Source organism: Microbacterium sp. NPDC006705, from assembly GCF_044903545.1.
GTDB lineage: Bacteria > Actinomycetota > Actinomycetes > Actinomycetales > Microbacteriaceae > Microbacterium > Microbacterium plantarum.
This window is the reverse complement of the sequence record NZ_JBJDQQ010000001.1, coordinates 985,722-1,007,219: the sequence shown is the minus strand read 5'-3', so window position 1 is coordinate 1,007,219 and position 21,498 is coordinate 985,722. Positions and strand designations below refer to the sequence as shown.

The 21,498-nt window shown below is 70.7% G+C and carries 22 protein-coding genes and 1 tRNA gene; 14 read left to right on the top strand and 9 right to left on the bottom strand.

The features are described 5' to 3' along the window. Nucleotides 1-11: 11 nt before the first annotated feature. Entirely contained in the window at nt 12-941 is a 930-nt protein-coding gene (locus ACI2K6_RS04835; RefSeq protein WP_282502240.1) for a GTP-binding protein, read from the bottom strand. An 82-nt stretch (nt 942-1,023) separates the two neighbouring features. Between ACI2K6_RS04835 and ykgO the strand changes: the two genes are divergently transcribed. Together ykgO and ACI2K6_RS04825 are read left to right on the top strand one after the other, a co-directional pair. Beyond that, entirely contained in the window at nt 1,024-1,146 is a 123-nt protein-coding gene (ykgO, locus tag ACI2K6_RS04830; protein WP_023951906.1) for a type B 50S ribosomal protein L36, read from the top strand. A 78-nt stretch (nt 1,147-1,224) separates the two neighbouring features. Further along, nucleotides 1,225-2,004, top strand: a complete 780-nt coding sequence (locus ACI2K6_RS04825) for an isocitrate lyase/phosphoenolpyruvate mutase family protein (protein ID WP_323987388.1) — start codon at nt 1,225-1,227, stop codon at nt 2,002-2,004. 58 nt (nt 2,005-2,062) lie between these two features. Here ACI2K6_RS04825 and ACI2K6_RS04820 read toward each other — a convergent pair whose 3' ends face one another. After that, nucleotides 2,063-2,920 carry an SDR family oxidoreductase gene (locus ACI2K6_RS04820; protein WP_282502243.1) on the bottom strand — a complete coding sequence of 286 codons (858 nt, stop codon included), beginning with the start codon at nt 2,918-2,920 and terminating at the stop codon, nt 2,063-2,065. Nucleotides 2,921-3,016: 96 nt separating this feature from the next. On the opposite strand from ACI2K6_RS04820, the gene ACI2K6_RS04815 reads away from it, so the two are divergent. The 8 genes from ACI2K6_RS04815 to ACI2K6_RS04780 all read left to right on the top strand — a co-directional run bounded on the left by ACI2K6_RS04815 (nt 3,017) and on the right by ACI2K6_RS04780 (nt 11,099). Next, nucleotides 3,017-3,385, top strand: a complete 369-nt coding sequence (locus ACI2K6_RS04815; RefSeq protein WP_404568196.1) for a winged helix-turn-helix transcriptional regulator — start codon at nt 3,017-3,019, stop codon at nt 3,383-3,385. 89 nt (nt 3,386-3,474) lie between these two features. Continuing rightward, nucleotides 3,475-4,059, top strand: a complete 585-nt coding sequence (locus tag ACI2K6_RS04810) for a PadR family transcriptional regulator (RefSeq protein WP_112613635.1) — start codon at nt 3,475-3,477, stop codon at nt 4,057-4,059. A 5-nt stretch (nt 4,060-4,064) separates the two neighbouring features. Continuing rightward, nucleotides 4,065-5,807, top strand: a complete 1,743-nt coding sequence (locus ACI2K6_RS04805) for an ABC1 kinase family protein (RefSeq protein ID WP_404568195.1) — start codon at nt 4,065-4,067, stop codon at nt 5,805-5,807. 20 nt (nt 5,808-5,827) lie between these two features. Beyond that, on the top strand, nt 5,828-6,541 hold the full coding sequence (locus ACI2K6_RS04800; RefSeq protein WP_404568194.1) for an NUDIX hydrolase: 714 nt from the start codon (nt 5,828-5,830) through the stop codon (nt 6,539-6,541). Nucleotides 6,542-6,693: 152 nt separating this feature from the next. Continuing rightward, entirely contained in the window at nt 6,694-8,091 is a 1,398-nt protein-coding gene (locus ACI2K6_RS04795) for a serine hydrolase (protein ID WP_404568193.1), read from the top strand. Between the two features lie 9 nt (nt 8,092-8,100). Then, on the top strand, nt 8,101-9,279 hold the full coding sequence (locus tag ACI2K6_RS04790) for a PQQ-dependent sugar dehydrogenase (protein WP_404568192.1): 1,179 nt from the start codon (nt 8,101-8,103) through the stop codon (nt 9,277-9,279). A 47-nt stretch (nt 9,280-9,326) separates the two neighbouring features. Then, the gene (locus ACI2K6_RS04785; protein WP_282502250.1) at nt 9,327-9,881 is read left to right on the top strand and encodes an NYN domain-containing protein; all 555 of its coding nucleotides are present in this window, start codon (nt 9,327-9,329) and stop codon (nt 9,879-9,881) included. Nucleotides 9,882-9,971: 90 nt separating this feature from the next. Then, nucleotides 9,972-11,099: a hypothetical protein gene (locus ACI2K6_RS04780; protein WP_404568191.1), complete on the top strand. Its 1,128-nt coding sequence runs from the start codon at nt 9,972-9,974 to the stop codon at nt 11,097-11,099. A 125-nt stretch (nt 11,100-11,224) separates the two neighbouring features. On the opposite strand, the gene ACI2K6_RS04775 is transcribed toward ACI2K6_RS04780, so the two are convergent. The 3 genes from ACI2K6_RS04775 to ACI2K6_RS04765 all read right to left on the bottom strand — a co-directional run bounded on the left by ACI2K6_RS04775 (nt 11,225) and on the right by ACI2K6_RS04765 (nt 15,527). After that, nucleotides 11,225-12,988 carry a thiamine pyrophosphate-dependent enzyme gene (locus tag ACI2K6_RS04775; protein WP_404568190.1) on the bottom strand — a complete coding sequence of 588 codons (1,764 nt, stop codon included), beginning with the start codon at nt 12,986-12,988 and terminating at the stop codon, nt 11,225-11,227. A gap of 108 nt (nt 12,989-13,096) precedes the next feature. Next, nucleotides 13,097-14,812 (bottom strand): AMP-binding protein, encoded by a 1,716-nt coding sequence (locus ACI2K6_RS04770; protein WP_282502253.1) that lies wholly within the window; start codon nt 14,810-14,812, stop codon nt 13,097-13,099. Nucleotides 14,813-14,909: 97 nt separating this feature from the next. Beyond that, nucleotides 14,910-15,527 (bottom strand): Type 1 glutamine amidotransferase-like domain-containing protein, encoded by a 618-nt coding sequence (locus ACI2K6_RS04765; RefSeq protein WP_404568189.1) that lies wholly within the window; start codon nt 15,525-15,527, stop codon nt 14,910-14,912. A gap of 55 nt (nt 15,528-15,582) precedes the next feature. Between ACI2K6_RS04765 and ACI2K6_RS04760 the strand changes: the two genes are divergently transcribed. Further along, complete coding sequence (locus ACI2K6_RS04760) at nt 15,583-15,987, top strand: DUF3054 domain-containing protein (protein WP_269266736.1); 405 nt, start codon at nt 15,583-15,585, stop codon at nt 15,985-15,987. A 10-nt stretch (nt 15,988-15,997) separates the two neighbouring features. Continuing rightward, nucleotides 15,998-16,495 carry a DUF427 domain-containing protein gene (locus ACI2K6_RS04755; protein ID WP_112615023.1) on the top strand — a complete coding sequence of 166 codons (498 nt, stop codon included), beginning with the start codon at nt 15,998-16,000 and terminating at the stop codon, nt 16,493-16,495. A 40-nt stretch (nt 16,496-16,535) separates the two neighbouring features. On the opposite strand, the gene ACI2K6_RS04750 is transcribed toward ACI2K6_RS04755, so the two are convergent. The 3 genes from ACI2K6_RS04750 to ACI2K6_RS04740 form a co-directional block, all read right to left on the bottom strand. Then, complete coding sequence (locus tag ACI2K6_RS04750) at nt 16,536-17,171, bottom strand: NADPH-dependent F420 reductase (protein ID WP_404568188.1); 636 nt, start codon at nt 17,169-17,171, stop codon at nt 16,536-16,538. A 61-nt stretch (nt 17,172-17,232) separates the two neighbouring features. Continuing rightward, entirely contained in the window at nt 17,233-18,009 is a 777-nt protein-coding gene (locus ACI2K6_RS04745; protein ID WP_404568187.1) for a siderophore-interacting protein, read from the bottom strand. Between the two features lie 29 nt (nt 18,010-18,038). Further along, nucleotides 18,039-19,079 (bottom strand): lactonase family protein, encoded by a 1,041-nt coding sequence (locus tag ACI2K6_RS04740; RefSeq protein WP_404568186.1) that lies wholly within the window; start codon nt 19,077-19,079, stop codon nt 18,039-18,041. Between the two features lie 73 nt (nt 19,080-19,152). On the opposite strand from ACI2K6_RS04740, the gene ACI2K6_RS04735 reads away from it, so the two are divergent. Next, nucleotides 19,153-19,244, top strand: a tRNA-Ser gene (locus ACI2K6_RS04735). Nucleotides 19,245-19,281: 37 nt separating this feature from the next. Here the strand turns inward: ACI2K6_RS04735 and ACI2K6_RS04730 are convergent. Next, a complete protein-coding gene (locus ACI2K6_RS04730) occupies nt 19,282-19,890 on the bottom strand; it encodes an HD domain-containing protein (RefSeq protein WP_404568185.1) in 609 nt (202 codons plus the stop codon). A 200-nt stretch (nt 19,891-20,090) separates the two neighbouring features. On the opposite strand from ACI2K6_RS04730, the gene ACI2K6_RS04725 reads away from it, so the two are divergent. Further along, nucleotides 20,091-21,488: a dicarboxylate/amino acid:cation symporter gene (locus ACI2K6_RS04725; protein ID WP_269266728.1), complete on the top strand. Its 1,398-nt coding sequence runs from the start codon at nt 20,091-20,093 to the stop codon at nt 21,486-21,488. Nucleotides 21,489-21,498: the final 10 nt, after the last annotated feature.

The following is a 21,498-nucleotide window of genomic DNA, read 5'->3' as shown; positions in this document are numbered from 1 at the left end:
CACCCAGCGGCTCAGTCGGCGGTCGGGTCCTCGGACCCGACCGCCACGTTCCATTCGGGCAGGGGGTCGGGCAGCCGTCGCCAGGCCATCGGGCCCGCCGACAGCTCGGCGTCGTCGAGCACGGCGGCATCCAGGACGTGCCGCACAGCGGCGGTGTTGAGGTCGATGCCCGTCAGGGCGATGTCCTGGCCGACGTCGTCCAGCCCGTGACCCGCCTCGATCGGATCGATCCACATGGCCGAACCCGCCTGCTCCCATCGGGCTGGGGTGGCGGCTCGCGTCGCGAGACGGCAGACCCCGACCGATCGCACGACCAGTCCGCACGAGCCGGAATCGAGCAGATCGAGAGCCAGCACGAGCCTGCCGGGGTGGAACGGGCGCAACTGCTCGTAGCGCATCGTGGCGACGCGCCGATCGGTGAGGAACGGATCGTGCTCGCCGTTGAGGGCACGCGTCCATCCGGCGCGGTCGCCCGCGTCCCGCAGGGGGAGGGTGGTGCCGAAACCGAGCGCGGAGAGGTCGTCGACGACGCCGCGGCTGAGCCGGATGCGGGCGGTCGGCGCCAGGTGCGACGCGAGCGCCATGAGGATCGAGAGGTCGGCCGTCGGCATCCGTTCCCAGTTGACGATCACGACGGCGCTCGCCGCCTCGATCAGCTGCGCCGCCAACCGCGCGCGTGCGCCGACGTCGGCTCGCCCGTCTCCGTGCGGAACGGCCCGACGCAGCGGCGCCTCGTCGCGCAGGTCGTCGATCGCGTGGCGGGCATCGAGCACGCAGAGCGACGGCATGCCGTGCACGGTGGCGTGGACGTGAGCGGGGTCGGCGTCGCTGGCGAGATCGACGACGCGGAGGGAGCGGTGGCGCCCGGCGATGACGCACAGACGGGCGTAACGACGGCGTTCGGCGCTGCAGACGCCGGTGACGGCGAGGTGAGTGGTCACGGTGTTCTCTCCGGCTCGAGTTGTGGCGATCGATCCTCCACCGTACCTTGTTGTTGATAACAGTTCTCAATAGGAGGTCATCGTGAAGGTTCGCGCATCCATCAAGTCGCTGAAGAACCAGCCCGGCGCGCAGGTCGTGCGCCGCCGTGGCCGCGTGTACGTCATCAACAAGCTCAACCCGCGCTTCAAGGGGCGCCAGGGCTGAGGCGCGGCCCGATGACACGTGCCGTCGATCCGCGCAACATATGCCCTCCGGCTGCCCCGCACGATTAGCGTGAGCGACATGAGCACTCCCGCTGAGCGAGCCCAGACCCTGTCCGCCCTCCATGCCGCCCCCGAGATCCTGCGGGTGGTGAACGTGTGGGACGTCGTGTCGGCCGAGGCCATCCTGGCTCTGCCGGAGACCCGTGCGATCGCTACGGCCGGTCACTCGATCGCGGCATCCTTCGGATACGAGGACGGCACCGACATCCCGCTCGAGATCGTGCTCGACATGGTGGGCCGCATCGTCGCGGTGGCGGGCGACGTCCCGGTGTCGGCCGACCTCGACGCGGGCTTCGGCGACCCCGGTGAGACGACGCGCCGGGCCATCGGCGTGGGCATCGTGGGTGCGAACGTCGAAGACCGCCTGCAGCCGCTGGCGGACTCGGTCCGCGCGGTCGAGGCCATCGTCCGGGCGGGGGAGGCCGAGGGCGTCCGGTTCGCCCTCAATGCCCGCACCGACGCCTTCGTGCGCGCGGGCGACCGGTCGACCGAGGAGTCGATCGCCGACGCGATCGAGCGCGGTCGCGCGTATCTCGACGCCGGCGCCGACCTGGTGTTCGTCCCGGGCATCCTCGACGCCGACATCACCCGGCGCCTCGTGGAGGGTCTGGGTGAGCGCAAGCTCAGCGTCATCGGGCTTCCCGGTGCGCTGACCGCGGCGGAGTACGAGGATCTCGGCGTCGCCCGCATCTCCTACGGCCCGACGACACAGCGGGTCGCTCTGACGGCGCTGCAGGATGTCGCCCAGCAGCTGTACGCCAACGGGGTCATCCCGCCGTCCACGCGTCCCTTGAACTGAGGCCCGCAGAGCCGGCGCGCACCGCCCCCGAGGTGGGTGCGCGCCGGTATGCCGCGGCTCAGGCCAGCGCGGCGCGAAGCCCGTCGGCGAACGACGTCGTCGGTCGCCCGATGAGGCGCGAGAGGGTGTGGTCGTCCACGTCGAGAACGCCGTCGCGGATGCCGGTGTCGATCCCGGCGACGAACTGCGCGGTGCCGGCGTCGAGTCCGGCGCTCTCGAGGGCGGCGACATGGTCGTCCGTCGAGACGCGGGCGTACGTCACGTCGCGACCGAGCACCTCGGAGGCCGCGGCGGCGATCGCGTCGTACCCGATACGGGTGTCTCCGGCGAACTCGTATGTTTCGCCGAGGTGGCCGTCCTCGAGGAGGACGACGGCCGCGCCCTCGGCGAAGTCTGCGCGCGAGGCCGGCGCGATCCGGCCGTCGCCGACGGATGCCGCGATGACACCGCTCTCGGCGGCGCGCTGGACGTCGGGCACGTAGTTCTCGATGTACCAGTTGTTGCGCACCACGACGGCAGGAACGCCGCTGGCCGCGATGGCCTCCTCGGTCGCCTTGTGCTCGGCGCCGAGGGCCCACTCGAAGGTCGTCGCCTTCGGGGCGCTGGTGTAGACGAGCTTAGAGACGCCTGCCGCGGCGGCAGCGTCGATGACGTTCTTGTGGCCCGCGAAGCGCCTGCCCGGCTCGGACGCCGAGATCAGCAGGACGCTGTCGACGTTCGCGAGCGCTTCGCGCAGGGAGGCCGGGTCGTCGTAGTCGACGCGGGCGGTGCGCACCCCGCGGTCCGCCAGATCGGCGATCTTCGCGACGTCGCGCGCTCCCGCGACGACGGTGTCAGGGGCGGCGCCGCGGGCGAGCAGGGCGTCGACGACGAGGCGGCCGAGCTGTCCGCTCGCTCCGGTGATGAGGATGGTCATCGGTGATCCTTTCGATCGGGTGATGCTCGGGTCAACCGTTCCGGGGCGGGCCAACATTCCAGACGATGGGTACCCACTTTTCGGTAAGCTACCTACATGGCAGTGAGTTTCGCGCAGATCCGGGCGACATTCGATCAGGTGTTCACGGAGAACTGCCCGACGCGAGTCGTACTCGACCACGTCATGAGCAAATGGGGTGTGCTCGTCCTGATGGCTCTGACGGACGGCACCGCCCGATGGGGTGAGCTGCGTCGCTCGGTCACGGGCATCAGCGAGAAGATGCTCGCCTCAACGCTGCGAACGCTCGAATCCGACGGCATCGTCAACCGCACCGCGTACCCCGAGGTCCCGCCCCGCGTCGAGTACTCGCTGACCGAACGTGGCGACGAGCTGATGGAGCGGATGATGCCTCTCATGGAGTGGATCGCGGCGCACGCGGACGAGATCGTCGACCGCGGCGAGTGAGGCTGGGTATTCCATGCGAACCCTGTCGTCCGTGGCGGTAACGATATATCGTCAGGTATCGCTAACGTATCGACGACCGGGAGGTCAGCATGAGCGGAACATTCCCCACCGGCGGTTTCGGCGGCCGTGACAACATCTTCGGAGGTCGCGGCGGATTCAACGTCTCCGATCTCGGAAACAACGTGTTCGAAGCGTTCGACCAGTTGAAGTCGACCTTCGAGCAGAAGGTGAACACCCGGGTCGGACGCGGCGACGTCCGCGCCGCCGTGCTCGCCCTCCTCGCCGAGCAGCCCATGCACGGCTACCAGATCATCCACGAGATCGAGGAGCGCAGCGGCGGGTCCTGGAAGCCCAGCGCCGGCTCGGTGTACCCGACCCTCCAGCTGCTCGCCGACGAGGGCCTCGTCAGCGCCCAGGAGTCCAACGGACGCAAGACTTACTCCCTCACCGAGGCCGGCCGCGCAGCGGCGGGCGAGGCGGGCGAGAAGTCGGCGCCGTGGGAGGGCACGAGCCGCGACCACAGCCGCGTGACGGCACTGCCCAAGGCAGGCGTCGAGCTCGCGCAGGCCGCCGCCCAGGTCGGCCGCAGCGGATCACCCGAGCAGGTCCAGCAGGCCGTCGAGATCCTCGACGACGCGCGTCGCAAGCTGTACGCCCTGCTCGCGCAGGCCTGACGCGGGTGGCCTCGGCCGACTCGCATCGCGTCGCATCACCCGGCATCCCCTCGGTGCCGGGTGATGCGCGCGCGCGTTCGCGCTACCGCCGCATCCTGCGGTTCGCCGCGCGCGCACTCGTGCAGACGTGGTGGTTTGAGATCGTCCTGCCCCGCTTCGGCCTCGAGCGCCTCGCCGAACGGGGTCGGACCGCGCGACTGCGCCGACTGGCCCGTCGTTTCCATGCGCTCGCGGTCGAGCTCGGCGGGCTCATGATCAAGGTCGGGCAGTTCATGTCGTCCCGGCTCGACGTCCTGCCTCCCGAGATCACGACCGAGCTCGCCGGCCTGCAGGACGAGGTGCCGCCGGTGCCCTTCGACCAGATCCGCGCGGCCGCGGAGGCGGAGCTGGGGATGCCGCTGCGCGACGCCTACGCGTCGTTCGACGAACAGCCGGTGGCCGCGGCATCCCTCGGTCAGGCGCACCGCGCCCGGCTGACGCCGGAGCAGGCCGCCGACGCGGGGTTCACCGACGTCATCGTGAAGGTGCAGCGCCCCGGCATCCAGACGATCGTCGACGTCGACCTGGCTGCGCTGCGACGTATCGCCCGATGGCTCCGCCGCATCCGCCTCGTCTCGCGCCGCGCGGACATGCCCGCGCTCGTCGAGGAGTTCGCCGTCACGAGCCTCGAGGAGATCGACTACCGGCACGAGGCGGCCAATGCCGAACGCTTTCGGGAGAAGTTCGCCGACAACCCCCGGGTCGCCGTTCCCGAGATCGCCTGGGAGCGCTCGACGTCGCGGGTCCTGACGCTCGCCGACGTCACCGCGATCAAGGTCACCGACGTCGACGGTCTCCGGGCCGCGGGCATCGATTCTCACGAGGTGGCGAGCGTGTTCGCCTCCGTGATGTTCGACCAGTTCTTCGGGTTCGGGTTCTTCCACGCCGACCCGCACCCGGGGAACGTCTTCGTCACGCCGGTGCCGTCCGACCAGCGCCGCGACGACCGGCCCGTCTGGCTGCTGACGTTCATCGACTTCGGGATGATGGGCGAGATATCGCCCTCGACGCGGGAGGCGCTGCGCACGGTGCTCGTCGCGGCCGCGGCTCGCGACGGCCGCGGGCTCGTTGCCGGGATGTCGCAGGTGGGCGCGCTGCTGCCCTCGGCCGACGTCCGCGAGCTCGAGCGCGCCATGACGCAGCTGTTCGCACGCTTCGGCGGCATGGGCTTCGCGGAGCTGAAGGAGGTCGATCCGCGCGAGTTCCGCGACTTTGCGGGGGAGTTCGGCGAGCTCGCCCGCGCGTTGCCCTTCCAGCTGCCGGAGAACTTCCTGCTCGTCATCCGGGCCGCCTCGCTCACGTCGGGTGTGTGCACCTCGATCGACCCCGCTTTCAACCTCTGGGACGCGGTGGAGCCGTACGCGGCTCGGCTGCTCCGCGAGGAACGCGGAGATCTCATGCGCGACATGGCGCGGCGTGCCATGGGCCTCGCCGACGTCACGATGCGCCTGCCGCAGCGGCTCGACGGGCTCATCACGCATCTCGAGGACGGGAACCTCGGGTTCGACAGCGGCAGGCTCGAACGGCGCATGTCGCGCCTGGAACGACTGGGACGACGCGCGGTCTCGGGGATCCTCTTCGCGGGACTGCTGGTCGGGGGAGTGCTCCTGCGCCCCGACGACGAGACCCTCGGAACGGTACTCATGGGGCTGTCGGCGCTGCCGTTGCTGCACGTCCTGTTGGCGGGCGTCTTCGGTCGCCGCGACTGACGGCTCGGTAGCCTGAGGTCATGCCCCTCGAGACGCCTGCAACCGGTGCGCGCGAACAGCTCGCCGCGCTCGCGGCGCGTGCCGCACGGCCCGGGTTCGCCGGGGGCGGGCTGCTCCATCGGTCCGAGGCCGCGCCGGGCACCCGTGCCGCCGCCGTGCTCGTGCTCTTCGGCATCCTCGACGACCGTCCGAGCGATCGCGCGCCCGAAGCCGCTCTCTCGCGTGATCTCGATGTCCTGCTGCTCGCCCGCGCGGCCACGCTCCGGTCGCATCCGGGACAGGTGGCGCTGCCGGGCGGACGGGTGGATCCCGGTGACGAGGACGTCGTCGCCGCGGCGCTGCGCGAGGCGCGGGAGGAGACGGGCCTCGACACCGCCGGGGTGGAAGTGCTCGGCCCGCTTCCGCCGCTGCCGCTGGAGTACTCCCGCCACCTCGTCACGCCCGTGCTCGCCTGGTGGCGCCGCCCGTCACCCGTTCGCGTCGTCGACGTCGCGGAGTCGGCGGCTGTGTTCCGAGCGCCGGTGGCCGACCTGCTCGCGCCGGCGAACCGCGGTGTCACGGTGCTGCGCCGCGACGGCGCCGAATGGCGGGGGCCGGGCTTCGTCGTGCGTCAGGATGCCGGAGAGTTCCTCGTCTGGGGTTTCACGGCGATGCTGCTGGACGGCCTGTTCACCGAACTCGGGTGGACCGAGGACTGGGATCTCGACCGAGAGCTGCCGCTCCCGCCGCAGTGATGGCGCCGGTGGCGAGCGTCGAGGAACAGGCTGGCGATGAACGGCACCGTCGGATCCCCGAAGCCGGCGAATGCCGCCGCGAGCGTGAACGCCGGTGCGATTTCCTCCTGTGGGGGGAGGTGGCCGAAGGTGCGCCACGCCAAGCTGGATGCGTGAGTTCCCCCATCGATACCCCTTCGACCCGTTCGTCCGCCCGTGCCCCCAGACGGCGCTCGGCTGCCGTGGCCGTCGCGGCTGCGACCGCCGCAGTCCTCGTGGGCTGCGCGGCCGACCCCGCACCCGACGACGCATCGGCCTCGTCTGCCGCTTCGGTGGAGATTCCCGCCACACCGGTCGGCGAGCAGGTCCGCTGGGTGATGGACGAGATCAACGGCGATGAGACCACCGACGTCGACGACATCGAGACGCACTTCGATGACGCAGCGCTCGATCAGCTGGCGCCCGCCGAACTGCAGAAGGTGTTCACGCAGATGCAGGCCGCGGCCCCGTGGACGGCCGTGGCGTACGACGGCGTCGAGACCCAGGCCCGCGTGACCATCGAGTCCGAGCAGGTGACGTACGACATGTCGATCTCGGTGACCCCCGACGCCCGCATCGCGATGCTCCTCTTCGCCCCGCCGCAGCCCGAGCGGACTCCCGCGGCCTCGTGGGATGAGCTCACGCAACAGATCGACGAGGCCGCCTTCACGGTCGGCGTTCAGGTCCGCGAGGTCGACGGCGAGGTGCTCTACGAGGGCGGCGATCAGGCGGCCGGACCCATTGGATCCGTCTTCAAGCTGTGGGTGCTCGGAGCCGTCGTCGACGCCGTCGCGGCCGGCCGGCTCGCCTGGGATGACGAGCTGGTCGTCGACGCCGAAGTGCGGAGCCTCCCCAGCGGCGAGCTGCAGGACCGTCCCGACGGCACGAAGGTGACCGTGCGCGAGGCCGCGGAGAAGATGATCGCGATCAGCGACAACACCGCGACCGACATGCTCATCCGTGCCGTCGGGCGCGATGCCGTCGAATCGGCGATGGTCTCGATGGGGCATGCAGACCCGGGCGCGAACACGCCGTTCCTCACCACGCGCGAGCTCTTCTGGCTCCTGTTCGGCGACCCCGACCTCCGCGCACTGTGGGGTGGAGCGGGTGACGATCCCGAGGCGCGTCGCTCCGTCATCGAGCGGCTCCCCGCGGGTGTGCCCGACCTCTCCGCCGCATCCGCGGCGACTCCGGGATGGCGCGACGGCGCCGACTGGTTCGCGACCCCCGACGATCTGGCCGCGGCGCACGAGGCGCTGCAGGAGCGGGCGCGAACCGAGGCGGGAGCGCCGGTCCGCGACATCCTGTCGGCCAATCCCGGTCTCGCGTTCGGGGACGAGTGGACGTTCGTCGCGTTCAAGGGCGGCAGCTCGGTCGGGGTGCTCGCCGGATCGTGGTACCTCGAACGCGAGGGCGCCGCGCCGGTCGTCATCACGGTGCTCGCGCGCGCCGACGACGCCACCACGTTCGCGAGCCCTGCCGTGGCGCTCGGATGGGCGCAGGACGCAGCCGCGATCCTCTCCGGCCCGTAGCCTGGAACGATGACGCGCTCGACGGGAACCGGCATCCCTGCTCGCCGGTCTCGACCGGCGGCCGTGGCCGGCGCCCTGCTCGCCTCGACACTGCTGCTCTCCGCATGCACCGGCGTGGCCGACCGGCGGCCTCCGGACCACGAGGCGACGCCCACTCCCGACGAGACGTCGACCGCGCCGGTCGATGCCTCTCCCGGCTGGTGGCGCCCGACCGGCAGTCCGATCGACGTCGTCACCCAGTTCGAGGTGCCGTGGTCGGTCGTCGTCCTCGACGACGGGACGCAGCTGGTGAGCCAGCGCGACGACGGTGCTGTCCTCGAGGTGGACGCGGACGGGCTCGCGCGCGTCGTCGGCGAGATCGACCTCACCGCCGCGGTCGGCGAGGGGGGTCTTCTCGGCATCGCGGTCCGCGAGGGCGAGGACGATGCGCTGCTCTACGCCTACGTGACGACGGCTGACGACAATCGCGTCGTGCGGATGCAGCTGGAGGGTGAGGCCGGCGACCGCCGGCTCGGCGGTGCGGAGGTCGTCATCGACGGCATTCCGCGCGACCGCGTTCACAACGGCGGGCGCATCGCCTTCGGGCCGGACGGCATGCTCTACGTCGCCACGGGAGATGCGGGAGAGTCCGACGCCGCGCAGGACCCCGCTTCGCTGGCGGGGAAGATCCTGCGGCTGACGCCGGAGGGAGAGCCCGCCCCGGGCAACCCTCTCGGGTCGGAGGTGTACTCCCTCGGACACCGCAACGTGCAGGGTCTCGCGTGGACCCAGGACGGCATCCTGTGGGCGAGCGAGTTCGGACAGGACCGTTTCGACGAGCTCAACCGCATCGAGGCGGGCGGCAACTACGGTTGGCCCGTCGTGGAGGGCGAATCGGATGACGAGCGCTTCATCGCGCCCCTGATCACCTGGACGCCCGAGGAGGCGAGCCCGAGCGGCGTCGCGGCGCGCGGCAACACGCTCTTCGTCGCGGGCCTGCGCGGCGAACGCGTCTGGGAGATCGACGTCGAAGCGGGCGCTCTCGTCGGCGAGCCGGTCGCGCTCTGGCCGGGTGAGCTCGGCCGCGTCCGGGATGCCGTCGTCGCGGGCGACGAACTCTGGCTGCTCACGAACAACACCGACGGCCGCGGGAACGCGGCGGCCGGTGATGACCGGCTGGCGCGGGTCACGCTCGCGCCCGAGGGCTGAACCGGCTTGATAGCGTTCTCAGAGGACATCCGCAGACAGGGGACCTCATGACCGAACGCGTGACGTGGCTGCTCGTGGACGGCGAGAACATCGACGCGACGCTCGGTCAGTCGATCCTCGGCCGTCGCCCGCTGCCGGACGAGCGCCCCCGCTGGGACCGGCTGCTGCAGTTCGTCGACGAGCAGTGGAAGCAGCCGGCGCGCGGCCTGTTCTTCCTCAACGCCAGCAATCACCTCCCGATGTCGTTCGTGCAGGCTCTGCTGGCGCTCGGCTACAAGCCGGTTCCCCTGTCGGGCGACGCTGACGAGAAGGTCGTGGACATCGCCATCCAGCGCACGCTCGCGGCGCTGAAGGAGCGGACCGATGACGTCGTGCTCGTCAGTCACGACCGTGACTTCGTCGCCGAGGTGGCCGCCCTGACCGGGCCCGACCGACGCGTGGGCGTGCTCGCGTTCTCCGAGTTCCGCAGCAGCGAGCTGACGGCGATCCCCGGCGTCGAGTTCTTCGACCTCGAGTACGACGTGCACGCGTTCGATGCCCCGCTGCCGCGCGTGCGCGTCATCCCGATCGAGACCTTCGACCCGTGGGAGTTCCTCGCCTGATCGGGTCTCGCCGGGTTCACGACCTAACGGCATCCACGGCTGGATGCAACCCCTCGACGCCGCGCGCGGTCGTCTGCCTACCCTGAGACGATGTTGGCATCCGATCTTCCTGAGACCGCATCCCTGCTCGACCTCATCGGCGCCCGCCACCCCGCGAGCGTGACGATCGTGGCCCCGTCGTCGCCGATCCCCACGGATCGGCATCACGCGCAGCTCCAGCTGCGCGAGGGCATCGACGAGGCGGCCCGACAACTGGCCGAGGCCGAGGTCGACGACGCCGATCGTGACGCGGTGCTCGCATCGCTGCGCGCGCTGCTCGACGACGAAGAGTTCTGGCAGAGCCAGTCGCGTTCGACGGTGGTGCTCGCATCCCCGGGCCGCGTCGAGGCGTTCCGTCTGCCGAGCCGCCTCGAGGCGCGCGCATCGGTCGGCGACCGCTTCGACGCCGGTCAGCTGCTGCGCGCCGTGTCGTTCCCGCGTCGAGCATTCGTCATCCAGGTGTCGCGCGAGGGCGGCCGCCTCAGCGAACTCGGGCCCGATCTGGGGCTCACCGAGCGTCGACTCGAGCTTCCCGACGACCTGTGGGCCGCGCTCGAGCACACCACGACCGACGGCCAGCGCGACATGCCGAGGCCGCAGGGGACGACGGGCGACCGCATCGAGCGCGAGAAGTTCAGCCGAATCATCCAGGACGCCGTCGTGCGCGTCGTTCCCGCCGACGTTCCGCTGATCCTCGCCGCATCCCAGGACCTCGAGCCGGCCTACCGCGCGGTCAACACCCACCGCCTGCTGCTGGAGCGCGGCATCGACGCGCACCCGGACTCGCTCTCGAGCGCCGATCTCGAACAGGCGGCGCGCGACATCCTCGACGCCCACGAGCAGGATGAGCTCGCGCAGTGGCGTGAGCGATTCGGCTCGCTCCGGGCGCAGGGGCTCGCGACCTCATCCGTCCGCGAGGCCGCCGTCGCCGCGAGCACCGCCGCCGTCGACGAGCTGCTGTTCGACCTGGCCTTCGAGCATGAGGGCGTCATCGACGAGGCCGGGCACATCACCCGCGCGCCCGACGCCGGGCCGAGCACCTACGCGATCCTCGACGAGATCGCCGCGCGCGTCCTGGGCTCGGGCGGTCGGGTGCGGGCCGTCCGCAGCACCGATCTGCCCGACGGCGCGCCCGTGGCCGCTGTGCTGCGCTTCCCGCTGCCCGCCGACCTCGCCTGAGGCGATACACCCGTCGGACCGGCGGGGCTGGTGTCGTCTCGCGGAAGCGGCGAGACTGCACCGGCCTCGCGCCTCCGACGAATGTATCGGCGGACACGGGCGGGGCGGGCGCGGGCCGGCGGGGATCAGAGGCTGCGGATGTGCTTGATGTTCGACTTCGCCGTCTCGAGCACCGCGCCGATGCCCCCGGAGTCCTTCGCGCCGAGCACCATCTTCGCCATCGACATCCCGAAGCCCGCGACCTGCTCGGCGGTGATCGACGCCGGCATCGAGAGGGCATCGGGGTCGGTGACGATGTCGACGATGGACGGACCGCGGTGCGCGAGGGCGGCGGAGGCGGCGACCTCGAGGTCTGACGGGTCGGTCACGCGCTGCGCGTGGAACCCGAGCGCGCGCCCGACGGCGGCGAAGTCCACCATCGGCACGTCGACGCCGAAATCGGGGAAGCCGGCGACGAGCATCTCGGCCTTGACCATCCCGAGCGTCGAGTTGTTGAAGACGAACACGTTCAGCGGCAGGTCGTAGGCGGCGACGGTGATGAGCTCGCCGAGGAGCATGGAGAGTCCGCCGTCGCCCGCGATCGCGATGACCTGCCGGTCGGGATACGCCATCTGCGCTCCGAAGGCATGGGGGAGGGCGTTGGCCATCGACCCGTGCCGCCACGACGCCAGCAGACGGCGCTCGGGCCCGGGAGTGACATAGCGGGCCTGCCAGACGTTGCCCATGCCGGTGTCGGCGGTGAAGACGGCGTCGGATGCCGCGACCCGGTCGATGACCGACATGGCGCGCTCGGGATGGATCGGCTGCGCATCCGAGTCGGTGTACGCCGCCACCGAGTCCTTCATCGCCTTCCGATACCGCTTGAGCGTGTGCTCGAGGAACGTGTCGTCGGTCTTCGCAGCGGTCTGTGCGCGCAGGGCCGCGAGGGTGAGGCCGACATCGCCGTGGATGGGATGCGTCACGCCCGCTCGACGTCCGAGCCGCTGGGCATCGACGTCGATCTGCGCGATGACGGTCTTCGCGCCGTCGGGGAGGAACTGGTCGTAGGGGAAGTCGGTGCCCACCATGAGGAGGAGATCGACCTCGTGCATCGCTTGGTCGATGGCGCCGTAGCCGAGCAGACCCGACATGCCCACGTCGAATCGGTTGTCGTACTGGATCCACTGCTTGCCGCGCAGCGAGTGCCCCATCGGTGCCTGCAGGTGCTCGGCGAACGCGATGACCTCCTCGCGGGCGTCGCGTACGCCCTCGCCCGCGAAGATCGCGATCTTCTCGGCCTTGTCGATGGCGGCCGCGAGGTCGGCGACGCTACGCTCGTCCGGCGCGATGCGACCGGGGCGAGCGGCGACGAATGGCGGGAACTCGCCGGTCGAGTGCAACTCGGCGAGGTCACCGGGCAGCACGATCACCGAGACGGACGACCCCGCGGTGGCGTGACGGATCGCGGAGTTCACGACGCGCGGCGACTGCTCGGGCGTCAGGATCATCTCGCAGTAGTCGCTGCACTCGGTGAAGAGGCGCTCGGGATGCGTCTCCTGGAAGTACCCCGACCCGATCTGCAGGCTCGGGATGTGGCTGGCGATCGCGAGCACCGGCACACCCGATCGCTGCGCGTCGAACAGTCCGTTGATCAGGTGCAGGTTGCCGGGACCGCAGCTGCCCGCGCACACCGCCAGCTCGCCGGTGAGCTCGGCGTCAGCGGCGGCGGCGAACGCGGCGGCCTCCTCGTGGCGGACGTGGATCCAGTCGATCCCGCCCTCCGCCGCGCCTCCGGTTCGTCGCACCGCGTCGACGATCGGATTGAGCGAGTCGCCGACGATGCCGTAGATCCGCTTCACCCCCGCATCCATCAGCTGAGCGACGATCTGTTCGGCGATGTTCTGCGGCACGGGGGCTCCTTCTGCTGAGGCTGTCGGGACACCCTCAGTCTTCTCCCGCCGCCTGTGCGCGTGCCAGGGGTTGCGAATGGCTCGCCTGAGCGGCAGGCGACCCGCGCTTCAGCCCTTGAGGTCGGGGAAGTCCGACTCGCGCCACTCGGTCGTCACGCGCTCGCCGGCATCCGCCGCGGCCACCTCGCGCTCGCGCAGCTCGACCCGGCGGATCTTGCCCGAGATCGTCTTGGGCAGCTCGAAGAACTCGACACGGCGCACCCGCATGTACGGCGGCATGTGCTCGCGGGCGTGCGCGAGGATCGCCCGCGCGGTCTCGGCGGATTCCTCCCAGGATGCCGCGAGCGCCACGTACGCCTTCACGATGTTGAGCCGTACGGCGTCGGGCGCCCCGACGACGCCCGCCTCGGCCACCGCGGGGTGCGTCAACAGGATCGACTCCACCTCGAAGGGCGAGACCTTGAAGTCGCTGGCCTTGAAGACGTCGTCGGTGCGTCCGACGAACGTCAGCTGTCCGTCGGCGTCGCGGACGGCGACATCGCTCGTGTGGTAGTAGCCGTCGTGGTCGACCCGGGCGGTGCGCTCGGGCTCGCCGAGGTAGCCGGGCATGAGGTTGAGCGGACGGGTCGGCGCGGTCGGCAGGCAGATCTCGCCCTCATCTCCGATGCGTCCGGTGAGCGGGTCGATCAGCACGATGTCGTTGCCCGGGAGCGGGCGTCCCATCGCGCCGGGCTTGACGGCGACTCCCGGGGTGTTGCCGATGACCGCCGTCAGCTCGGTCTGCCCGTAGCCGTCGCGGATCTGCAGTCCCCACCAGCGCTGGATCGTGTCGATCACCTCGGGGTTGAGGGGCTCGCCCGCCGAGAGAAGCTCGCGCAGTGCGCGGGGGCGCTTCTCGAGGTCGGCCTGAATCAGCATGCGCCAGACCGTCGGCGGGGCGCAGAAGGTGTTCACGTCGTTGCGGTCGAGCTGATCGACCAGGCGTGCGGCATCGAAGCGGGAGTAGTTGTAGACGAAGATCGTCGCCTCGGCGATCCACGGCGCGAAGAACAGACTCCACGCGTGCTTGCCCCAGCCGGGGGCGCTGATCGTCATGTGGATGTCGCCGGGACGGACGCCGATCCAGTACGTCGTCGACAGGTGACCCACCGGATAGCTCACGTGCGTATGCACGACCATCTTGGGTCGCGACGTGGTGCCGGAGGTGAAGTAGACGATGGCCGGATCGTCGGAGGCCACGACGACACCGGGTGCCGCGTCGTCGGCGTCGGCCGCGTCCGCGAACGAGTGCCATCCCGGACGCTCGCCACCCACGACGATGCGCTCGAAGCCGCCCGCGATCCCGTCGAACTTGGCGGCGTCGACCGGGTCGGCGAGGACGGCGCGGATGTCGGCGCGGTCGACGCGCTCGAGGAGGTCGTCGGCGCCCAGCACGACGGAGGTCGGCAGGATGACGGCACCGATCTTGAGGATCGCCAGCATCGCCTCCCACAGCTCGACACGGTTGCCGAGCATGAGCATGACGGCATCGCCGTGCCCGACGCCCAGGCCCGTGAGCCAGTTGGCGACGCGGTTGGAGCGACGACGCATCTCGTCGTACGTGACCCGCGTCTCGCTGCCGTCCTCGTCGACGACGTGCAGGGCGATGCGGTCGTTGCCCGAGGCGATGGCGTCGAACCAGTCGACGGCCCAGTTGAAGTGGTCGCCGACGTCGGGCCAGCTGAACCCGGCGTGGGCTGCCTCGGGGGAGTGCGCGTTGTCGAGCAGGAAGTCGCGGGCGGCGCGGAATGCGGCCGTCGCCGCCGTCGCATCGGGAGAAGACATGGGCCTCGGATCTGTTCTCTCGTCCGGAGCAGGCGCGGCGGACGCCTTCCGAGTCTAGGAAGGAGCGGATGCTGGGCGAAGCATGGGATGCGCGGGTTCAGCGCGAGGCGATCACCGTGGCGCTGCCGTCCTCGACGAGCAGCGCCTGATCGTCGCGTAGCGCGAGGAGCGCGAAGTCCGGTCCGTAGGTGTCGAAGGTGCGGCGGATCAGTTCCGGCGGGTAGGGCGGCAGTGCTCCGTCGGCGTGGGGGATCGGCGTGACATCGATCAGGCCGAGCCCTTCGTGGTTCTCGAGCGCGGGACCGTCGGCAGGATCGTCCATGAGCGATGCGGGCGTCACATCCGGTCCCGCCACGATCGATCCGGCACTGAGTCCGATGTACGGGAGCCCGCGCCGGACGTGGTCGACGAGGACGTCGTCGTTGCCGGAGATCCGCAGGGCTTCGAGCAGAGCGAAGGTGCTTCCGCCGGCGACGTACACCGCCCCCGCACGCGAGAGCAGACGGTCCGCGTCCTCGGGGGCGGTGTCTCGCAGCGTCGCGTCGATCACGTCGCGGCCGCACGAGCTCACCGCCTCGCGTTCGGCGGCGACGAAGGGCGCATCGCGGAACGCCGCCTGCGCGTCGTCGATGTACACGATCGGGCCCGGACGGTCACAGCCGTCGAGGAACGAGCTCAGCGCGCCGGGATGCAGGGAGAGGAGGAGCAGTCGCACGCCTGCGACGCTATCGAGGGCGGCCGACACCGCTGTGGCGGGAGAGGATGGGGACATGATCCGTGCGTCCGTCCTCGCCTTCCTGCTCGATGCCGTCCTCGTGGTGGCGTTCGCGGCGACGGGCCGGGCGAGCCATGACTCCGATGTGCTCGCAGGCCTCTGGCAGACCTCGTGGCCGTTCCTCGCCGGCCTGCTGGTGGCGTGGGTGGCCGTGCGGGCATGGCGATCGCCGACCGGGATCGTGCCGACGGGTCTCGTCGTGTGGGCGGTCACTGTCGTCAGCGGGATGCTGCTTCGCGCCGTGTCGGGTCAGGGGACGGCGCTGCCGTTCGTGATCGTCGCGACGCTGACGCTGCTCGCGCTTCTGGTCGGATGGCGCCTCGTCGCCCGCGGCATCCGTTCGCTGCGCTCGCGCCGCGGTGAGCGGTCTCGCAGCCGGGATGTCGCTCGCCGCGCGTAACCTGTCGGGCATGCGCCGCCCCACTCCCGATCCTGTCGGTCCCGGACAGGAGTCCGTCTGGGACTATCCCCGTCCGCCCCGCCTCGAACGCGTTCACTCGCGCGTGACGATCGACTTCGCCGCTGTCACGATCGTCGACACCGACGACGTGGTGCGGGTGCTCGAGACGAGCCATCCGCCCGTGTACTACCTGCCGGCCGCAGCGTTCGTGCCCGGCTCGCTGGTCCCGGCGGCAGGCAGCTCGTACTGCGAGTTCAAGGGCGCAGCCGAGTACTTCGATGTCGTGCGCGGCACGGCGGTACGCGAGCGCGCCGCGTGGGGGTACCCGAACCCGTCGCCGGGTTATGAGGAGCTCGTCGGCCGCGTCGCCGTCTATGCGGGAGGGATGGACCGGTGCACGGTCGACGGCGAGGTCGTCGTGCCTCAGCCCGGCGGCTTCTACGGCGGCTGGGTGACGTCGAACCTCGCGGGCCCGTTCAAGGGCATCCCGGGTTCGATGGGATGGTGATCCGCTCGAACCGGCCCGCGGAGGCGTAGCCGCGCTTCGTTCAGCGCTGGGCGCGGGCGAGGTTGGCGCGCAGCTCGTCGGCGTTCTGCCGGACGACGTAGGCGGGCTGGTCGCGCTCGACCCGCCAGCTCTCGGCGAGCGAACCGATGTCTACGGTGTCGAAGCCGAACTCGTCGTAGAGCGCGGTGACGTGCGCGACGGCATCCGGGTGGTCACTCGCGGTCGCGAGCGCCCGACGGTCGGGGGTGCCGGCGGGGGAGCCCCCGGTGTTGATGTCGGCGGCGGGGATGTGGTTGAACGCCTTCACGACCTTCGACTCGGCGAAGTGCCGCTGCGCCATCTCGGACGTCGTGGTGCGCTTCGCCTCCAGCTCGGCGATGCGGCCGTCGCGCTCCCAGTAGTAGTTGTTCGTGTCGAGCACGATCTTGCCCGCCAGTGGTTCGGCGGGGATGTCCTCGAGCGCCTTGAGCGGCACCGTGACGACGGCCCAATCGGCCGCCTCTGCCGCATCCTGGGCGGTCGCCGCCCGTGCACGGTCGCCGAGCTTCGCGACGAGATCGTTGAGCGTCTCCGGCCCGCGCGAGTTGGCGATCACGACGTCGTAGCCGCGTGCGACGAGCCCCTCGGCGAGAGCGCTTCCGATGTGTCCTGCTCCGATGATTCCCACAGTGGTCATGGGGAGGTGAACCGTTGGAACCGGCCCCGGCATTCCCGCAGGTTTGTAGAGACCGGGTTGGTCAGAGGATCTGGCCGATGGGCTCGCGCTTCTCCGCCTGGAACCGGTCCTCGTTGCGCCCACGGGCCCAGTAGCCCGACAGCGAGACCCGGCCGCGGTCGAGTCCGCGCTCGTCGAAGAGCACGCGTCGCAGAGCCTTCATCGACTCGCGCTCGCCGTGGGCGAAGACCTGCACGTCGCCCGCCGGCCAGTCGTACTGCCGCACGACGGCGGCGAGAGCCTCGGGATCGTGGGTGGGGTCGACGATCCACTCAACCTCTACCCCGGCGGGCGCCTCGAGGGCGAGGATCGCGTCGTCGGACTCCACCTCGATGAACGCGTGTCCGACCGCATCCGACGGCAGGGCCTCGAGCGTCGCCGCGATGGCCGGAGCGGCCGACAGATCACCGGCGAAGAGGTGGAAGTCGGCCGCGGCATCCGGGGCGTAGCCGCCGCCCGGTCCCATCAGCTCGATCCGGTCGCCCACCTGCGCGCGCGCCGCCCACGGTCCGGCGAGGCCCTCGTCGCCGTGGACGACGAAGTCGATCGAGAGCGTGCCGGCGACGGCATCCACCCGACGGACGGTGTACGTCCGAGTGACCGGCGCCGACTCGGGCGCGGGGGTCGTGAATTTCAGCTTGACGTACTTATCGGTCTCGGGCCGGTTCTGGAACGCAGCGAAGCCCTCGCCGCCGAGGGTCACGCGCACCAGGTGCGCCGAGAGGCGTTCGGTTCCGACCACCTCGAGCTCAATGCTCGGGCGCGGGGTACGGGTAGCGGTGCGAGAGGAGAGGGCCACCTCATCCACGGTACCCGGGGCGCCGCGGGTCAGGCGAAGCGGACCCAGTTCGCGCCCGCGCCGGTCTCGGCCTGCTCGAGCAGCTTCAGCTCGGCACCGTCGACGGCGTAGAGCGAGACCGTGCGCGACTTCTCGCCCGCCGCGATCAGGCGGTCGCCGGCGGGGGAGAGGACGAATCCGCGCGGCTGCGGCTCGGTGGGGATGAAGGACGCGACGTCCTGCACGGTGCCGTCCTCGGCGACGGGCGCGGCGCCCAGCGTGCTCGTCGAACGCTCCGAGATCCAGAGGTACCGCTCGTCCGCGCCGAAGTGGATGTCGGCGCCCCAGACGGCGTGGTTGGCGACCGGGTCGCCGCCGATCTCACCGCGCACGAGCCCGGCGGCCGGGTCGACCGCGTTGGCCCGGGAGTGCAGCTGCAGGCCGCCCGTCTCCAGATCGCGGATGTAGTGCAGCACCTCGCCGGAGTACTCGGTCATGACGTAGACAGCGTCCTCGGCGCTGTTGAGCACGAGATGGCGGGGGCCGCTGCCGGCGGGCGCTGCGGCGGTGCCCGAGCCGACCGGAGTCAGCGTCAGGTCGTCGCCGAGCGCGAACTGCCCGACGAGGTCGTCGCCGAGCGAGACGAAGTAGGCGAAGCGGCCGTCGGAGGAGGGCAGCACCGAGTGGAGCTTGGCGAACTCGACGCGGCCGGTAGGGTCGCCGATCACGCCGTCGGTGATCGGGGCGACGAGGCCGTAGTCGCCGCCGTACGACGCAGCGAGCAGCGCCGTGCCCCCGCGGGTGAGCGCGATGTAGCTGACCGACCCGTCCGGAAGCGCGAACCGCGAGAGGGGGGTGAGCTCGCCCGTGCCGCGATCGAGCGTGAGCGTGACGATCGCAGCAGGCTCGTCCGAGGACGCGCCCTTGACCCCGGCGTAGACCAGGTCGCGCTCGCCGTCGATGGCGAAGGTGCCGGTTCCGGTGAGGCCTTCGGCGACGAAGAGTCGTTCGAGGGCGTCGCCGTCGAGACGGAACACGCTGATGGTGCTGTCACCCGCGTTGGCGACCAGGACGAGAGAGGAATCAGTCACATCACGAGCCTAGCTCCGCGGCCCGAGACCGACGCGGCGGGCGAGCACGCCGGGGACTGATAAACTCGACGACGGAAGTGTGTCCGAGCGGCCTAAGGAGCATGGCTGGAATCCATGTAGGCGGGGTAACTCGCCTCGCAGGTTCAAATCCTGTCACTTCCGCCACAACGAAGGGCGCCACTCATCCGGGTGGCGCCCTTCGTCATGCCAGGATGCCGTCCCACACCCGCCCGCCCTCGCTGATGCGCTCCGACGCGTCGAGCCGGGCCGCGGCGGTGCCGGGCTTGCGGCGCGCCTGCGCGTGGATGCATCCCGCGAACTGCGCGGTGAAGTCTCGGCGCGGATGCCGCTCGGTGACCGCCCGCAGGGTCGCGGCATCCCACAGCTCCGGCGCGACTCCCGAGACGTCGAGGCTCGTCGCGACCTCCAGCAGGTGACCCTCGGGGTCGAGTGCCGGGTCGACGCTCAGCCACATGTGCCGCTCGATGACCTCGCGCACGCGTTCGCGGCGCTCGGGGGGCCACCCCGCACCGGCCGCGAAGAGCCACCCCGCCGCCCCGCCGGCCGATTCGAACGCCATCTCGTGCGCGTCGAACGCCGGCGTCACGCCGAGGTCGTGGAGCATTGCGGCGACGAACAGCAGTTCGGGGTCGTGGTCGAGCCCGAGCGCCTCGGCGCGCAGCCGCGCCCAGGCCCACGACCGGATGCCGTGGTTCACGAGCGCGGGCGAGGACCATTGACTCACCGCTTCGAGAGCCAGCGCGGCGGTGGGCGTCGGCGGGGTGAGGAGACGGTCGAGATCACGGATCATGCGCTCATTCTGGGGTGGCGGCGACGGCCCGGACCGCCCCGCTGCCGACTCCGGCAGACATCAGAGCGGCCGTGTCCCGAAAGCGACGGCGTGTCGGAGTCAGCGGGTGTCACGGAGGGTCATATGGCCCCGACGACCTCGAATCGGGTTTAGCGTCGGTGGGTCGCCATCGCGACGTCATCCCTCTCAGGAGCACCACCATGAGTTCTGCCACCTCGAAGAACGCCGCCGCCCCGGCGAAGCGGAAGAAGCCCTTCTACCGCTCGTTCGGCTTCCAGATCACGATCGCCCTCGTCGCGGGCGTCCTCCTCGGCCTGCTGGCACGTCAGCTCGGGCCCGATGCCGAGGGCAACCCGAACGGGCTCGCCGCGACGCTGTCGACGATCGGCAGCGGCTACGTCACACTGCTGCGTACGGCGGTCGTGCCGCTGATCTTCCTCGCGATCGTCGCCTCGATCACGCAGCTGCGCAACGTCACGAACGCCGCGCGCCTGGCGGGCCAGACGCTGCTCTGGTTCGGGATCACCGCGCTGATCGCCGTGACGATCGGCATCGTGCTGGGCGTCACGATCCAGCCCGGCGCGCGTGTCGACGCCGGTGAGCTCACGCCCGACGTCCCCTCGAGCGTCGGCTCGTGGTGGAGCTTCCTCACGGGCCTCATCCCGCAGAACTTCCTCGGTCTGTCGGTGTCGACCTCGATCAACCCCGAGACGGGTGCCGCGAGCTCGAGCGTCGGGTACAACGTGCTCCAGATCATCGTGATCTCGGTCGCGATCGGCATCGCCGCCCTCAAGCTCGGCAAGCGCGCCGAGGCGTTCGTGTCGTTCACCGAGTCGGCCCTGAAGGTCGTCCAGCGGGTGCTCTGGTGGATCATCCGCATCGCCCCGATCGGCACCCTCGGCCTCATCGGATCCGCTGTCGTCACCTACGGCTGGGAGAAGCTCACGACGCTGCTCTGGTTCGCCGTGGCGATCTACATCGGCCTCGCGCTCGTGCTGTTCGTGGTGTACCCGGTGCTGCTGAAGACCCACGGCCTGTCGATCCGGCAGTACTTCTCGGGTGTCTGGCCCGCCGTGCAGCTCGCGTTCGTCTCGCGTTCCTCGATCGGCACGCTGCCGCTCACGCAGCGCGTCACGGAGCGCAACCTCGGTGTCCCGCGCGAGTACGCCTCGTTCGCCGTGCCGTTCGGGGCGACGACCAAGATGGACGGCTGCGCCGCGATCTACCCGGCGATCGCCGCGATCTTCGTCGCGCAGTTCTTCGGCCTGGAGCTCAACGCGGTGCAGTACCTGCTCATCGTGGTGGTGTCGGTGGTCGGCTCGGCGGCGACGGCGGGTACGACCGGCGCGACCGTCATGCTCACACTGACGCTCACGACCCTGGGCCTGCCGCTCGAGGGCGTCGGCCTGCTGCTGGCGATCGACCCGATCCTCGACATGGGGCGCACCGCGGTCAACGTCGCAGGCCAGGCGCTCGTGCCGACGATCGTCGCCAAGCGCGAGGGCATCCTCGACCGCGAGCTGTACGACGCGGAGCGCTCGGGCGACCCGTTCGCCGACGACAGCGCCGACGAGCTGGAGCCCTCCGTCCGGGCCTGACGCTCGCGCC